This window comes from Novosphingobium sp., from assembly GCF_041915465.1.
GTDB lineage: Bacteria > Pseudomonadota > Alphaproteobacteria > Sphingomonadales > Sphingomonadaceae > Novosphingobium.
On the sequence record NZ_JAYSBK010000033.1, the window covers coordinates 1 to 13,460 of the forward strand.

13 protein-coding genes and 1 pseudogene are annotated in these 13,460 nt (G+C 65.9%); 6 read left to right on the plus strand and 8 right to left on the minus strand.

The features are described 5' to 3' along the window. Positions 1 to 301, minus strand: a pseudogene (locus tag ACE3SN_RS07755) (SPFH domain-containing protein); the annotation flags it as partial. 309 nt (positions 302 to 610) lie between these two features. Between ACE3SN_RS07755 and ACE3SN_RS07760 the strand changes: the two are divergent. Continuing rightward, positions 611 to 796 (plus strand): YdcH family protein, encoded by a 186-nt coding sequence (locus ACE3SN_RS07760; RefSeq protein WP_374528991.1) that lies wholly within the window; start codon positions 611 to 613, stop codon positions 794 to 796. Between the two features lie 81 nt (positions 797 to 877). Further along, on the plus strand, positions 878 to 1,861 hold the full coding sequence (locus tag ACE3SN_RS07765; protein ID WP_374528992.1) for a TerC family protein: 984 nt from the start codon (positions 878 to 880) through the stop codon (positions 1,859 to 1,861). Here the strand turns inward: ACE3SN_RS07765 and recQ are convergent. Further along, the gene (recQ, locus tag ACE3SN_RS07770; protein WP_374528994.1) at positions 1,848 to 3,623 is read right to left on the minus strand and encodes a DNA helicase RecQ; all 1,776 of its coding nucleotides are present in this window, start codon (positions 3,621 to 3,623) and stop codon (positions 1,848 to 1,850) included. The two genes, ACE3SN_RS07765 and recQ, sit on opposite strands and share 14 nt — an antisense overlap. A 29-nt stretch (positions 3,624 to 3,652) precedes the next feature. Beyond that, positions 3,653 to 4,846, minus strand: coding sequence for a serine hydrolase domain-containing protein (locus tag ACE3SN_RS07775; protein WP_374528996.1), 1,194 nt, complete (start codon positions 4,844 to 4,846; stop codon positions 3,653 to 3,655). Positions 4,847 to 4,941: 95 nt separating this feature from the next. Between ACE3SN_RS07775 and ACE3SN_RS07780 the strand changes: the two genes are divergently transcribed. After that, entirely contained in the window at positions 4,942 to 5,364 is a 423-nt protein-coding gene (locus ACE3SN_RS07780) for a GFA family protein (RefSeq protein WP_374528998.1), read from the plus strand. 16 nt (positions 5,365 to 5,380) lie between these two features. On the opposite strand, the gene metH is transcribed toward ACE3SN_RS07780, so the two are convergent. From metH to ACE3SN_RS07800, 4 genes are read right to left on the minus strand one after another with little or no spacing between them, the layout of a single operon-like run. Then, positions 5,381 to 8,005 (minus strand): methionine synthase, encoded by a 2,625-nt coding sequence (gene metH / locus ACE3SN_RS07785; RefSeq protein ID WP_374528999.1) that lies wholly within the window; start codon positions 8,003 to 8,005, stop codon positions 5,381 to 5,383. A 4-nt stretch (positions 8,006 to 8,009) separates the two neighbouring features. Continuing rightward, complete coding sequence (locus ACE3SN_RS07790; protein ID WP_374529001.1) at positions 8,010 to 9,056, minus strand: homocysteine S-methyltransferase family protein; 1,047 nt, start codon at positions 9,054 to 9,056, stop codon at positions 8,010 to 8,012. After that, positions 9,053 to 9,967: a methylenetetrahydrofolate reductase [NAD(P)H] gene (gene metF, locus ACE3SN_RS07795; protein ID WP_374529003.1), complete on the minus strand. Its 915-nt coding sequence runs from the start codon at positions 9,965 to 9,967 to the stop codon at positions 9,053 to 9,055. The genes ACE3SN_RS07790 and metF overlap by 4 nt, the downstream gene beginning before the upstream one ends. Beyond that, complete coding sequence (locus ACE3SN_RS07800) at positions 9,964 to 10,962, minus strand: ArsR/SmtB family transcription factor (RefSeq protein ID WP_374529005.1); 999 nt, start codon at positions 10,960 to 10,962, stop codon at positions 9,964 to 9,966. Before ACE3SN_RS07800 ends, metF begins: the two co-directional genes overlap by 4 nt. Before the next feature lie 202 nt (positions 10,963 to 11,164). On the opposite strand from ACE3SN_RS07800, the gene ACE3SN_RS07805 reads away from it, so the two are divergent. Beyond that, positions 11,165 to 11,374 (plus strand): hypothetical protein, encoded by a 210-nt coding sequence (locus ACE3SN_RS07805; protein ID WP_374529008.1) that lies wholly within the window; start codon positions 11,165 to 11,167, stop codon positions 11,372 to 11,374. 89 nt (positions 11,375 to 11,463) lie between these two features. Then, a complete protein-coding gene (locus ACE3SN_RS07810; protein WP_374529010.1) occupies positions 11,464 to 11,712 on the plus strand; it encodes a hypothetical protein in 249 nt (82 codons plus the stop codon). Here the strand turns inward: ACE3SN_RS07810 and ACE3SN_RS07815 are convergent. Then, entirely contained in the window at positions 11,709 to 12,437 is a 729-nt protein-coding gene (locus ACE3SN_RS07815; RefSeq protein WP_374529012.1) for an IclR family transcriptional regulator, read from the minus strand. The two genes, ACE3SN_RS07810 and ACE3SN_RS07815, sit on opposite strands and share 4 nt — an antisense overlap. Before the next feature lie 103 nt (positions 12,438 to 12,540). Between ACE3SN_RS07815 and ACE3SN_RS07820 the strand changes: the two genes are divergently transcribed. Continuing rightward, entirely contained in the window at positions 12,541 to 13,458 is a 918-nt protein-coding gene (locus tag ACE3SN_RS07820; RefSeq protein WP_374529014.1) for an SDR family NAD(P)-dependent oxidoreductase, read from the plus strand. The last annotated feature ends 2 nt before the right edge of the window (positions 13,459 to 13,460 follow it).

Below are 13,460 nucleotides of genomic sequence, written 5' to 3' on the forward strand. Positions count from 1 at the left end.
CGCGATAGGAGCCGAACAACGTGATCGCGGCGGCCTGGTTGGGCTGGATCATGTAGAAACCCTTGGCAATGATCACCAGGGCCGCCGCCTGGGCAAAGGTGCCGAGCGCGAAGAACAGGGCCTGGCTATCGTCGATATAGACGCCTTCCGGGCTGTAATCGCCGGAAACGCTAGCAAAGGCGACCACGCGCAGGGCGAGCCAGAGCGCGAGCATGACGAACAGGCCCAACATCACATAACCGCTGGTGCTCCAGGCGCGGAATTCCTTGCTTGCGGTCATGTCGGGATGCGAATCGATCATCGGACTTCCTCCGAAAAAGTGATATCACTTTGATATCGGATTCGTCAGGGCTGTCAAATGAAAGCGGATTTGCAGGCAGTTTGGGGTTGAAATCAGACCGAATCGGTCGTAAAAGAATCTTGCGGGACCGGGCCCCTCTGGCGCGGCGCAGGCTTCTCCCCCCCTCTACTGAAGCCTCGCTGCGTGATGTCGGACCGCATCGGATGATGCCGATGCCTTGGGTCCGGTCCATGCCCCCCATCCCAAGGTCCGATCCAAGGCTCGGCACATCCGATCGTACGTCACTTTGACACGAAAGGGTGCAGTGAAATGACCGACAAAGCCTTCTACCTGATGCGGCGCCACCAGCAGCTCGATGAACAGCTGCGCCTGGCAATGGCGCGCCTGCGGCCCGATCCGGCCGAAATCAGCAGGCTCAAGAAGCTGAAACTGGCGATCAAGGACCGGCTGGCCCGCTTCGCCCGGCCCCGGCTGACCCGGCCCGTTCAGGGCTGACCGCAGGCAGGTCCACTTCGCACCGGTGCGGCACCCCAGGGTTGCCCGCGCCGGTGCCCCATTTGAACAGGGGCAATTTCCATGGAATTTCTGATGATGGACTGGCTGGGAACGCCGGTCTGGTTCTGGCTGGCGTTCGTCGGCCTCGTGCTCGCGCTCACCGTGTTCGACCTTGGCTTACTGCACAAGGAAGACCGCGCGATGGGCATTTCCGAATCGCTCAAGCTCTCGTTGTTCTACATCTCGGTCGCCATGGCGTTTGGCGCGTGGGTCTGGATCGAGAAGGGCGCCGACCTTGGCATGAAGTTCTACACCGGCTTCTTCATCGAAAAGGCGCTGTCGATCGACAACGTCTTCGTGATCAGCCTGGTGTTCAGCTTCTTCGCCGTGCCGGCCAAATACCAGTACCGTGCGCTCCTTTGGGGCATTCTCGCAGTGATCTTACTGCGCGGCGCGATGATTGCTGCCGGTGCAGCGCTGGTCGCCGAAGCCTATTGGGTACTCTACATCTTCGCCGCTTTCCTGATCTACACCGGAGTGCGGATGTTCTGGGCGACCGACCACGAACCCGACCTGTCGAAGAACCCCGCGATCCGCTGGATCTCCAGCCATATGCGGGTGACCAAGGAGCATCACGGCCAGCACTTCTTCGTGAAGGTCCCGGATGAAAAGACCGGCAAGCTGGCGACAGCGGTGACCCCGCTGTTCCTGGCGCTGGTTGTGATCAACCTTGCCGACCTGGTCTTTGCGGTGGATTCGGTGCCGGCGATCTTCGCGATCACGACCGATACCTTCATCGTCTATACCAGCAACATCATGGCGATCCTGGGCCTGCGCGCGCTGTACTTCGCGCTCGCGGCGATGGTGCACCGCTTCCACTACCTCAAGTATGCGCTGGCCGCTGTGCTGGTGTTCATCGGCGCGAAGATCTTCGTCTCCGACTTCCTGCTGGGCGGCGCGAAGTTCCCGCCGCTTGCCAGCCTTGGCGTGACCGTTGGCCTGATCGCCGCCGGGGTCGGCTACTCGCTCTGGAAGACGCGCGGCGAGGGACTCAATACTGCCTGATCACACTGAGGAACGCGTCGCCGTAAGCCTCAAGCTTGCGGGTGCCCACCCCGCCAATCTCGCCCAATGCGGCAAGGCTGGCGGGGCGGGCCGCGGCCATTTCGCGCAAGGTGGAATCGTGGAAGATCACATAGGGCGGCACGCCTGCCTCCACGGCCAGATCGCGGCGCAGCGCGCGCAGCGCATCGAACAGCGGATCGCCCACCGGGTTGACCCCGCCAGAGGAACCCCGGCGGCCCTTGCGCGCGGTCTCGCGCTTGGGCGGCAGCGCGATCAGCACCGGCAGCTCGCCTTTCAGGATCGCGCGGGCATCGCTGCCCAGTGCCAGCCCGCCATGCTCGGTCGGCACCAGGCTGCCGCGCGCCTGAAGCGCGCGCACCAAGGCGCGCAGCTGCGGTGCCTCGTCCGGCTCGATGATACCGAACACCGATAGCTGATCGTGCCCGCGCGCGGCGATGCGCTCGTCGCTGTGGCCGGTCAGCACCTTTTCGATATGGCCGAAGCCATAGCTTTGCCCGGTGCGATAGACCGCCGAGAGCAGCTTTTGCGCCAGCGTGGTTGCATCCAGCACCGAAGGCGCATCGAGGCAGTTGTCGCAGTTCCCGCAAGTCTCGGGCGGATGCTCGCCAAAGTGGCGCAGCAGCACCGCGCGGCGGCACCCTGCGGTTTCGACCAGCGCGGCGAGGGCATCGAGCCGCGCGCGTTCGCCCGCGCGGCGGGTTTCCTCCACCTCCATGGTGCGCATCCGGGCGCGGGCGAAGTCTTCCGCGCCCCACAGCATCACCGCCACGCTGGGATCGCCGTCACGCCCCGCGCGCCCCGTTTCCTGGTAGTATCCCTCAATCGACTTGGGGATGCCGGCGTGGGCGACGAAGCGCACGTCGGGCTTGTCGATCCCCATGCCGAAGGCGACGGTTGCCACCATCACCATGTCTTCCGAGGCCACGAAGGCCGCCTGGTTGCCCGCGCGCACCGCCGGGTCCAGCCCCGCGTGATAGGGCAGCACCCGCCGCCCGGTGGTGCTGGCGAGCTTTTCGGCCAGCTCCTCCACCTTCTTGCGGGTCGGGGCATAGACAATCCCCGGCCCCGGCTGCTCGGCCATCAGCTGGGTCAGCTGACGCACCGGATTGTCGCGGTGGCGGATGGCATAGCGGATGTTGGGCCGGTCGAACCCCGCGACGATCAGCCCGTCCGGCGCAATGCCCAGCTGGGTCAGGATGTCGGCGCGGGTATGGGCATCCGCCGTGGCCGTCAGCGCCAGGCGCGGCACGTCGGGAAAGGCGTCCATCAGCGGGCGCAGCAGGCGGTAGTCGGGGCGGAAATCGTGGCCCCATTCGGACACGCAGTGCGCCTCGTCGATCGCGAACAGGCTGATCCGGGCTTGTGAAAGCAGTTCGCGGAAATGCGACTGACTGGCGCGTTCGGGCGCGACGTAAAGTAGGTCGAGATCGCCATCCAGCAACCGCTGCATGGTCAGCCCGCGGTCAAGGTCGACGCTGGTCAGGCTGGCGGCGCGGATCCCGTTGGCCTCAGCCGATTTGAGCTGGTCGTGCATCAGCGCGATCAGCGGGGAGATCACCACGCAGGTGCCATCGAGCATCACGGCGGGCAGCTGATAGGTCAGCGACTTGCCCGCGCCCGTCGGCATGACGGCCAGCGTCGATTGCCCGGCCATGACGCGGTCCACCACCTGGTCCTGCACCCCGCGAAAAGCGGTGAAGCCAAAGGTGGCGTGAAGCGTGTCGAGGATCTGGGGCGGCATTGCGCTACCCGCCTAGCGGTGCGGGCAGCTCAGCGCAAAGGCCGAAGGTGGCTTCTCTCCACAACGGATTCTTCGATCGCGGTGAAGGCGCTCTGCCCCTTGGGCGCATCGTCGGGCACGGCGGTGGTGAAGAAGGCGATCCCGCGCCCGGTTTTGGGATCGAGCCACAGGCCCGAACGCAGGCCATAGGCCTCGCCCGAGTGGCCGATCCGGATGACGCCGTCGCCGAACAGGTCGTCGTGGCAACCTGTCCCGCCCGCGCCGATGGTATGGATGGCAAGGCCATAGCCACAGAAGAAGCCGCTCGCCGTCCCGTCCTCGCCCAGCCCGTTGGCGCCATTGAAGCGCCACTGGACGCCGGTCAGCTGCGCGAAGGCAGCCTTGGAAAGAAACCCCTTGCCCCCGCGCGCCAGCATCTGGCCGACCTTGGCGAGATCGCGCATCGAGATCCGCAGGCCGCCTTGGGGCGAGAACAGCGCTCCGTTCCAGCCCGGGATATAGCCGGCAAGATCGCACGATCCGTCCGCCGCGGGCACCACCAGGCATTGGGGCAGGACGCCGCCAAGATCGTCCTTCGCCACCTCGCCATCGGCGCGGTAGAGCACTACTGCGCGCTGTGCGGCCTGCGGCGAACAGCCCGACCAGTTATAGCAGGCATCGAGCTGCAGCGGCCGCAGCACCAGCCGCTGCATCAGCCGGTCGAAACGTTCTCCGGTTACGCGTTCCATCACGCTGGCGATCACCGGAAAGTTGAGATTGGTGTAGTGGAACCAGCCGGAACCCGGCGGATGTTCGCTGTCCCACACGCGCGGATCGGCCAGCCGTTCGCGCAGGGTCATGCCCAGCGGGACGATGTAGAGCTCGCTCCCGTCGGTCAGGCTGGATTGGTGGGAAAGCAACTGGCGCAGCGTGATCGGCCGATCCGGAAAGGCCGGGTTGCGCAGGTTCCAGCCAAGGTAGTCCGACACGTCGCGGTCGAGGTCGAGCTGGCCCCTATCGACCAGCCGCATTACCCCCAGCGCGGTAACCAGCTTGGAAACGCTCGCGATCCGGACCGGATCGTCAGGCGTGACCGGCCTCCCGCTTGCCCGGTCGGCCAAGCCTTCGACCAGCACCGGGCGCACGTGGTGGCGGTCGAACGTCACGGCAACGGTCGCCGGGGGAAGCGCCTGCGCGGGCACGGCAAGCAGGACGAGGCCGGTCAGCAAGAGTCTGGCAAACATGGCGCGACGATAGCCTGGCGGCGGACGAAAGGAAGATGACTCGTCGCGCCCGCGCCCTCGTGATACCTTCGGCTCATCAGGTGGAGGAGATGCACATGACCTATGCTGGCGAATGCTTCTGCGGTGCGGTGAAGATCGAAGTCAGCGGTGAACCGGAAGGCATGGGCTATTGCCATTGCCGCTCGTGCCGTTCGTGGTCGGGGGGGCCGGTCAACGCCTTCACGCTGTGGCAGCCCGAGAACGTCAGGATCACCGCCGGTGACGACAAGGTTGCGACCTATAACAAGACGCCGGTGAGCGACCGCAAGTACTGCACGGTTTGCGGAGGGCACCTGATGACCGGGCATCCGGGGCTTGGCGTGGTCGATGTGTTCGCCGCCACCATTCCGGACCTGAACTTCACGCCCGGCCTGCACATCAATTACGCCGAAACGGTTCTGCCGATGAAGGACGGGCTGCCTAAGTTCGCCGACTTCCCCGGCGCGTTCGGCGGGTCGGACCAGCAGCTGCCCGAATAGGCAGGTGCCGGCCCGCTCAATCGAGGTTTGGGCGTAGCCAGCGCTCGGCGATGGCCAGATCGATCCCGCGCCGCGCGGCATAGTCGGCCAGCTGGTCGCGGCCGATCGTGGCCACGCCGAAGTACTGGCTTTCCGGGTGCGCGAAATAGAAGCCCGACACGGCCGAGGTCGGCAGCATCGCCTGGCTTTCGGTGAGCACGATTCCGGCATTTTCCTGCGCGCCGAGCAGATCGAACAGGATCGGCTTGAGGCTGTGGTCGGGACAGGCGGGATAGCCGGGGGCAGGGCGGATGCCGCGATACTGCTCGCGGATCAGGGCCTCATTGGTCAGCTGCTCGCCCGGTGCATAGGCCCATAGCGTGGTGCGCACGTGCTGGTGCAGGCGCTCGGCAAAGGCCTCGGCGAAGCGGTCGGCGAGGGCTTTCAAGAGGATGTCGGAATAGTCGTCGTTGTCCGCCTTGAAGCGGGCGAGGTGCGGCTCGATTCCGTGGATGCCAACCGCGAAGCCGCCGAGCCAGTCGCCATCGGGGTCGATGAAGTCGGCCAGGCAGAAATTCGCGCGGCCGCGGCTCTTGGCGAACTGCTGGCGCAGGAACGGCAGGCGCACCGACAGTTCGTCGTCGTGCGGGTGCAGGATCACGTCATCACCGTGCCGGGCGCAGGGCCAGAAGCCCGCGACGGCCTTGGCGGTCAGCCACTTTTCGGAAACGATCCTGTCCAGCATCGCCTGGGCATCGGCAAAGAGATTGCGGGCGCTTTCGCCCACGATTTCGTCATCGAGGATCGCGGGGTAAGTGCCCGCCAGCTCCCAGGCGCGGAAGAACGGGGTCCAGTCGAAAACGTCGACGAGGTCGGCCAGATCCCATTCGGGGAACACGTGCAGCCCCGGCTGGTCGGGTGGCGGCGCCTTGTCGGAAAAGTCGGGCGCAAAGGCGTTTTCGCGCGCGTCCTCAAGGCTGATCAGCTTGGTGCCGCCCTTGCCCGCGCGGGCATCGCGCACGTGCTTGTATTCGTCCGCCGTGGCCTTGACGAAGGGATCGCGCTGGGTGTCGGACAGCAGCTGCGAGGCGACGCCGACGGCGCGGCTGGCATCGAGCACGTGGATCACCGGGCCATCATAAGCCGGGTCGATCCTGAGCGCGGTGTGGACCTTGCTGGTGGTCGCCCCGCCGATCAGCAGCGGAATGTCCATCCCGGCGCGCTGCATTTCCTCGGCGACGGTGACCATCTCGTCGAGGCTGGGGGTGATCAGGCCGGACAGGCCGATGATATCCGCATCTTCCTTTTGCGCGGTTTCGATGATCGTCGACCACGGCACCATCACGCCAAGGTCGATCACTTCATAGCCGTTGCACTGGAGCACGACGCCCACGATGTTCTTGCCGATGTCGTGGACGTCGCCCTTGACGGTCGCCATCACGATCTTGCCCTTGGCTTTCGCGCCTTCGGACTTTTCTGCCTCGATGAAGGGGATCAGGTGGGCGACCGCCTTCTTCATCACGCGGGCCGATTTCACCACCTGCGGCAGGAACATCTTGCCCGAACCGAACAGGTCGCCGACCGTGTTCATGCCTTCCATCAGCGGGCCTTCGATCACTTCGATCGGGCGGCCCTTGCGGGCGAAAATTTCCAGCCGGGCTTCCTCGGTATCCTCGACGATGTGGGCGTCGATGCCCTTGACCAGCGCGTGTTCGAGGCGGCGCACCACGTCCCAGCCGCGCCATTCCTCGGCGGCCTTTTCCTGGGCGGCGTCCTTGCCCTTGAAGCTTTCGGCAAGGTCGATGAGGCGCTCGGTGGCGGTCTGCTCGCCTTCGACAGGGCGGCACAGGATCACGTCTTCGCAGGCATCGCGCAGCACCGGGTCGATCTGGTCATAGATGTCGAGCTGGCCGGCATTGACGATCGCCATGTCCATGCCTGCGGGAATCGCGTGGTAGAGGAACACGGAATGCATCGCGCGGCGCACGGTCTCGTTGCCGCGGAAGCTGAACGAGAGGTTCGACAGCCCGCCCGAGATATGGACGTGCGGGCAGCGGGCCTTGATCTCACGCGTGGCTTCGATGAAGTCGAGCGCGTAGCGGTCATGCTCTTCGATGCCCGTCGCCACGGCGAACACGTTGGGGTCAAAGATGATGTCTTCGGGCGGGAAGCCGATGCCGGTCAGCAGCTTGTAGGCGCGCTCGCAGATTTCGACCTTGCGGTCTTTCGTGTCGGCCTGGCCCTTTTCGTCGAAGGCCATGACCACCACCGCCGCGCCATAGGCCAGGCACAGCCGTGCATGGTGCAGGAAGGCGTCCTCGCCTTCCTTCATCGAGATCGAATTGACGATCGGCTTGCCCGACACGCATTTCAGTCCCGCCTCGATCACGTCCCACTTCGAACTGTCGATCATCACCGGCACGCGGGCGATATCGGGTTCGGCGGCGATCAGTTTCAGGAAGGTGGTCATCGCCTCGACCGCGTCGAGCAGGCCCTCGTCCATGTTGACGTCGATCACCTGCGCGCCGTTTTCGACCTGCTGGCGCGCGACGTCCACCGCCTTGGCATAGTCGCCCGCGAGGATCAGCTTCTTGAACGCGGCCGAGCCGGTCACGTTGGTGCGTTCGCCAACGTTGACGAAGGTTGCGATTTGCTGGGTCATGGGATCAGTCCGCCATCACGAAGGGTTCAAGGCCGGCAAGGCGCGTCGCGACCGGGATTTGCGGCAGGGCGCGCGGCGGCAGGCTGGCGGCGGCGCGGGCAATCGCGGCGATGTGATCGGGGGTCGATCCGCAGCAGCCGCCCAGCACGTTGACCTGCCCGTGTTCGGCCCACTCGCGCACGAGGGCGGCGGTGGTTTCGGGCTCTTCGTCGTATTCGCCCAGTTCGTTGGGCAGCCCGGCGTTGGGGTAGACCATGATCAGCGTGTCGGAGATCTGCGACAGGGCGCGTACGTGCGGGCGAAGCTGGCTGGCTCCGAACGAGCAGTTCAGCCCCACCGTCACCGGACGGGCATGGCGCACGGCATACCAGAACGCCTCGACCGTGTGGCCCGAAAGGTTGCGGCCCGACAGGTCGGTCAGCGTCATCGACAGCATCAGCGGCACTTCACGGCCCAGCGTCTGTTCCAGCTGCTTCACCGCCATGATCGCGGCCTTGCAGTTGAGCGTATCGAACACGGTTTCAACGAGGATGAAGTCCGCCCCGCCTTCGACCAGCGCCTCGGCCTGTTCGCGGTAGACTTCGACCAGATGGTCCCAGTCGATCTCGCGAAAGCCGGGATCGTTGACGTCTGGGGAGAGCGACAGCGTCTTGTTGGTCGGCCCGATCGCGCCCGCGACGAAGCGGGGGCGGCCATCCTTGGCGGCGAATTCGTCGGCGACCCGGCGGGCCAGCTGGGCCGAGGCAAGGTTGATTTCGCGCACCAGGTGTTCGGCGGCATAATCGGCCTGACTGATCCGGTTGGCGGAAAAGGTGTTGGTCTCGGCGATGTCGGCCCCGGCCTCGAAATAGGCACGGTGGATAGATTCGGGCACTTCGGGCTTGGTCAGGGCCAGAATGTCGTTGTTGCCCTTCTGGTCCTTGGCGAGGCCCAGGCTCCCGGCATAGTCGGCCTCGCTCAGCTTCCAGCGCTGGATCTCGGTGCCGAAGGCGCCATCAGTGATGAGGATGCGCTTGGCCGCCTGGGCCAGCAGGGTTTCACGGGCGTTCATTCGGCAGATACCTTGGGGCGCAGGCCGAGCAGGTGGCAGATCGCATAGGTCTGGTCGGCGCGGTTGAGGGTGTAGAAGTGGAAGTCGCGCACGCCGCCCTGGTAAAGGCGGCGGCAAAGGTCTGCCGCGACGGCGGCGGCGATGTGCGCGCGCGGTCCGGGCAGGGCATCGAGCCCTTCGAACAGGTTCACCATCCAGCCCGGAATCTCGGTGTTGCCGCTCATCCGGCGGATCGCGGCGAAATTGGTGACCGGCATGATCCCCGGCAGGATCGGCGCGGTGATCCCGGCAGCCAGCACCTTGTCGAGGAAGCGGAAATAGGCGTCGGTCGAATAGAAGAACTGGGTGATCGCCCGGTCCGCCCCGGCGTCGATCTTGCGCTTGAGGTTGTCGAGATCGGCCTGGGCGCTGAGCGCCTCAGGGTGCACTTCGGGATAGGCCGCGACCGAGATCTCGAAGGGGTGGCGCGCTTTCAGGCCAGCCACCAATTCGGCGGCGCTGGCATAGCCATCGGGATGCGGCACGAACTTTCCGCCGGTTTCGGGCGGCGGATCGCCGCGCAGCGCAACCACGTGGCGCACGCCTGCTTCCCAGTACCGGTCGGCGACATCGGCAATCTCGTCCTTGCTCGCGGCGACGCAGGTCAGGTGTGCGGCGGGCGGCAGGTTGGTTTCGCCCGCGATCCGCGCCACGGTGGCATGGGTGCGCTCACGCGTGGAGCCGCCCGCGCCATAGGTGACCGAGACGAAGCTGGGAGCAAGCGGGGCAAGTTCGACCACCGCGTCCCACAGCTGTTCTTCCATCTTCTCGGTCTTGGGCGGGAAGAATTCGAACGAAACCCGGAAATCCCCAGGGATGGTTACGAACAGCGGCCGGTCTTCAACCCCGCGCAGGGTGGTGGCGGGGCTCATGAACGGTGCTCCTGGGCAGTGGCGCGCTTGTGCGCCGGGTGGGGGGCGGCGGTGCGCCGGGCGGTCCAGATCTTCACGGTTAATGGCTTGCCCGGCAACGCGACCGGCGGCGCGGCCTCGAACCCGGCGTTGGACAGCAGCGCCAGCATCTGCTCGTCGGAAAAGCCGAGGCGGGCGTGGGCGTGGCTGGTGCGCAGGTCTTCGCGGTCGTGCGCTGCGAAGTCGACCAACGCCACCGTGCCGCCGGGTCGGGTAACGCGGGCGGCCTCGGCCAGCACCACCTCGGGCGCCTGGGCATAGTGCAGCACCTGGTGGAACAGCAGCGTGTCGAAGGCGCCGTCGCCGAACGGCAAGGCGGTGAAATCGCCCTGGACCAGTTCGACCTGATCGGCTGGCAGGTCCTGTAGCCGGGTGCGAGCGAGCCGGAGCATGTCCGGGCTCTTGTCGAAGGCGGTGACGTGGCGCGCGCGTGGCGCGAACAGGTGGGCCATGCGGCCCGTGCCCGTGCCCACATCAAGCAGGTCGCCAAGGCCGCCATCGCCCAGCGCGGCGGCCAGCGCCGCTTCGACCGGCGCATCGGGGGTGTGGAGGCTGCGCAGGGTATCCCATTCGGCGGCATGGCGGGCGAAGTAGTTTTCCGCACTCGCCTCACGCGCGGCGCGGATCGCGGCAAGGTGGCGGCGATCCTCGGCGCAGCGGGCGCTGAACTGGGCGTCGTCGCGTTCGGCGACGGCCAGCAGACGGGCGGCGGCGGCTCCCAATGGCGGCGCGCGGTTTTCCCCGATCGCGCTGCGCAGGAATACCCAGCTGCCTTCCTTGCGGCGCTCGGCCAGGCCGGCATCGCACAGGATCCGCACATGGCGCGAGACGCGCGGCTGACTTTGCCCCAGCACCTGCGCCAGTTCGCCGACGGCCAGCTCCATGTGGGCAAGCAGGCGCATGATCCTGAGGCGGGTCATGTCGGCCAGGGCGCGCAGGGTGGGGTCGATCTTCATTGCAGGGCGATATAAAGATTTCTTTATATGATGGCAACTCCCCTGGGGTAGTTAAGTCCGCGCGGGTGTTCATGCAGGGGATTTGCCGGGTTGGCAGCGTGGGATCGCTTGCCTAGTATGTTCGTCCAATGATCGGTCGGAAGCGCCAAATGGCCACTTTCCGGTTCCGAGTCGGCTGATACAAATTGCAAAGGTCCGTTTCATGAATAAGCTCGCCCCAATCGTCCTCGCTGCTGTCGCATCGCTGACCCTTGCGGCGTGCGGCGGAACCCAAACCGCCAAGGAGGGTGGCCAGGCCGAGAACGTCGAAATGCCTGCCGAGGAAGCGATCACCGACGTCGATGCGAGCCCTGCGGCAGATGCGGCCGCCGAACCGGGTGCCGATGCAACCGCCGCGCCGGCAACCAAGTAAGCATTACCAGTTCACCGAGGGCGGGCGGCTTTGCTTTGTGCGAAGCCGCCCGTTTTGCATTTGCGCGCGCTGGCGATATGCTTGCGGGCATGACCATGCTCCAGCGCTGCCGCCTGTCACTTGTGCTGCTTGCCTCCGCCGTTCTTGCGCTGGGCGGCTGCGGCAAGGGCGACAACGAGCCCGGTCCCGGGGGCGTTACCGTGGGCGAGGCCAAGGCGCTCGACGAGGCGGCGCAAATGCTTGAGGATGAACGTCTGCCTGCCGAAGCCGTGCCCGCCCCGCGCGAGGGATTGTCTGGCGCGTCTGCTGCCAAGCCTGCGCACAAGCCCGCAGGTTAGGCGCTCGCGGCAAGGCTGGCGAGCGCTTCACCAACCCTGACGATCCCCGCCTCGCTCAGCGACCCTGCGAAGACCGAGGCGGAAAGGCAGAACCGGGCGGGTCCGGTGCCGCCCAGTTTCGCCCCGAACGAGCAGATCCCGGCGTGGCCAAAGCCATTGTCGAAGGCGTAACCAGCCGTCGCCGCCCGTTCGACCTGGCGCGCATAGTCGGCAAAGGTTAGCGGGGTCGCCCAGCGCACGGCGTCATAGCGGCGGCGCAGGTCGGCCACGGACAGGCCTTCGCTGGCCGCAAGGGCGCGTCCGGTTGCCCCGCCGCCGATCGGCTGGCGCTGGCCCACGACCATGTGAATGCTGGTGGCCGCGCCGCTTTCGGCAAGGGCAACCAGTTCGAGCCGGGCGTTTGATACCGCGTACCATAGTCCCACGGTGGCTTCGTGATCCTGGGCAAAGGCGCGCATCGCCGGCATGACGCGGGCGATCACCTGTTCCACCGCGCCGCGCGCGAAATCGAGCCGGTCCCACGCGGCAGCGGCGCGGTAGAGTTTTTCAGCACCACCGCGCTCGGCCATCCCTTCAGCCACCAGCGTGCGCAGCAGGTTGAGGCAGCTTGACGGACTGAGCCCCAGTTCGCGGGCAATGGCGGACAGCGTGAGCCCCGCCGGGTGCGACGAAAGCAGCCGCAGGATGGCGAAGGCTTGCGAAACGGAGCGGACGGGACCGGGCATCAGGCCATGCTACTTTTCAACCCCGTGAAAAGCAATTCCAGATACTGAATTGACTTTTCAGACCCGCGCGGCATTGCGAAGATGAAGACGAGAGGAGAGTCGAATGCCGGCAATGCTTGAGGGCAAGGTTGTGGCGATCACCGGCGCGGGGCGCGGCGTGGGCCGTGAAATCGCGCTGCTCTGCGCGAAACATGGCGCAGCCGTGGTGGTGAACGATCCCGGCGTGGGCGGCGGCGGCGAAGGCGGCGATGCCGGTCCGGCGCAAGAAACCGTCAACGACATTCTCGCCGCAGGTGGCAAGGCGCACGCCAATCTCGCCAGCGTTGCTGACCCGGTTGGCGCGACCTCGATCATCGAGGACGCGGTGCAGCGCTTCGGGCGGATCGACGCCGTGGTCAACAACGCGGGCATCCTGCGCGACACCATCTGGCACAAGATGAGCCATGAAGACTGGCGCGCGGTGATCGACGTCAACCTCAACGGTCCGTTCAACGTCTGCAAGGCGGCAACCCCCTATTTCCGTGAGCAGCAGTCGGGCAGCTTCATCCACTTCACCTCCACCTCGGGCCTGATTGGCAACGTGGGCCAGGCCAACTATTCGGCGGCCAAGCTGGGCCTGGTTGCCCTGTCGCAGTCGATCGCGCTCGACATGGCGCGCGTGGGCGTGCGCTCCAACTGCATCGCGCCCTTCGCGTGGAGCCGGATGACCGCCTCGATCCCCGCCGAAACGCCCGAGCAGAAGCTGCGCGTGGAGCGGATGAAGTCGATGAGCGCGGACAAGATCGCCCCGCTGGTGGTCTATCTCGCCTCCGACGCTTCGAAGGACGTGAGCAACCAGATCTTTTCGGTCCGCAAGAACGAGATCGTGCTCTATAACAAGCCGCGCCCGATCCGCTCGATGACCAAGGTCGAAGGCTGGACGCCGGAAACTATCGCGGACGAACTGATCCCCGCCTTCAAGCCCAGCTTCGCGCGCGCGGACGAAGTTAGCGCCCACGTCTTCCCCTACGATCCCATTTGAGG

Excerpts from the sequence above, each read along its gene's own strand:
- ACE3SN_RS07760 (WP_374528991.1), top strand. The coding sequence starts at position 611 with ATGACCGACAAAGCCTTCTACCTGATGCGGCGCCACCAGCAGCTCGAT.
- ACE3SN_RS07765 (WP_374528992.1), top strand. The coding sequence starts at position 878 with ATGGAATTTCTGATGATGGACTGGCTGGGAACGCCGGTCTGGTTCTGG.
- recQ (WP_374528994.1), bottom strand. The coding sequence starts at position 3,623 with ATGCCGCCCCAGATCCTCGACACGCTTCACGCCACCTTTGGCTTCACC.
- ACE3SN_RS07775 (WP_374528996.1), bottom strand. The coding sequence starts at position 4,846 with ATGTTTGCCAGACTCTTGCTGACCGGCCTCGTCCTGCTTGCCGTGCCC.
- ACE3SN_RS07780 (WP_374528998.1), top strand. The coding sequence starts at position 4,942 with ATGACCTATGCTGGCGAATGCTTCTGCGGTGCGGTGAAGATCGAAGTC.
- metH (WP_374528999.1), bottom strand. The coding sequence starts at position 8,005 with ATGACCCAGCAAATCGCAACCTTCGTCAACGTTGGCGAACGCACCAAC.
- ACE3SN_RS07790 (WP_374529001.1), bottom strand. The coding sequence starts at position 9,056 with ATGAACGCCCGTGAAACCCTGCTGGCCCAGGCGGCCAAGCGCATCCTC.
- metF (WP_374529003.1), bottom strand. The coding sequence starts at position 9,967 with ATGAGCCCCGCCACCACCCTGCGCGGGGTTGAAGACCGGCCGCTGTTC.
- ACE3SN_RS07800 (WP_374529005.1), bottom strand. The coding sequence starts at position 10,962 with ATGAAGATCGACCCCACCCTGCGCGCCCTGGCCGACATGACCCGCCTC.
- ACE3SN_RS07805 (WP_374529008.1), top strand. The coding sequence starts at position 11,165 with ATGAATAAGCTCGCCCCAATCGTCCTCGCTGCTGTCGCATCGCTGACC.
- ACE3SN_RS07810 (WP_374529010.1), top strand. The coding sequence starts at position 11,464 with ATGACCATGCTCCAGCGCTGCCGCCTGTCACTTGTGCTGCTTGCCTCC.
- ACE3SN_RS07815 (WP_374529012.1), bottom strand. The coding sequence starts at position 12,437 with ATGCCCGGTCCCGTCCGCTCCGTTTCGCAAGCCTTCGCCATCCTGCGG.
- ACE3SN_RS07820 (WP_374529014.1), top strand. The coding sequence starts at position 12,541 with ATGCCGGCAATGCTTGAGGGCAAGGTTGTGGCGATCACCGGCGCGGGG.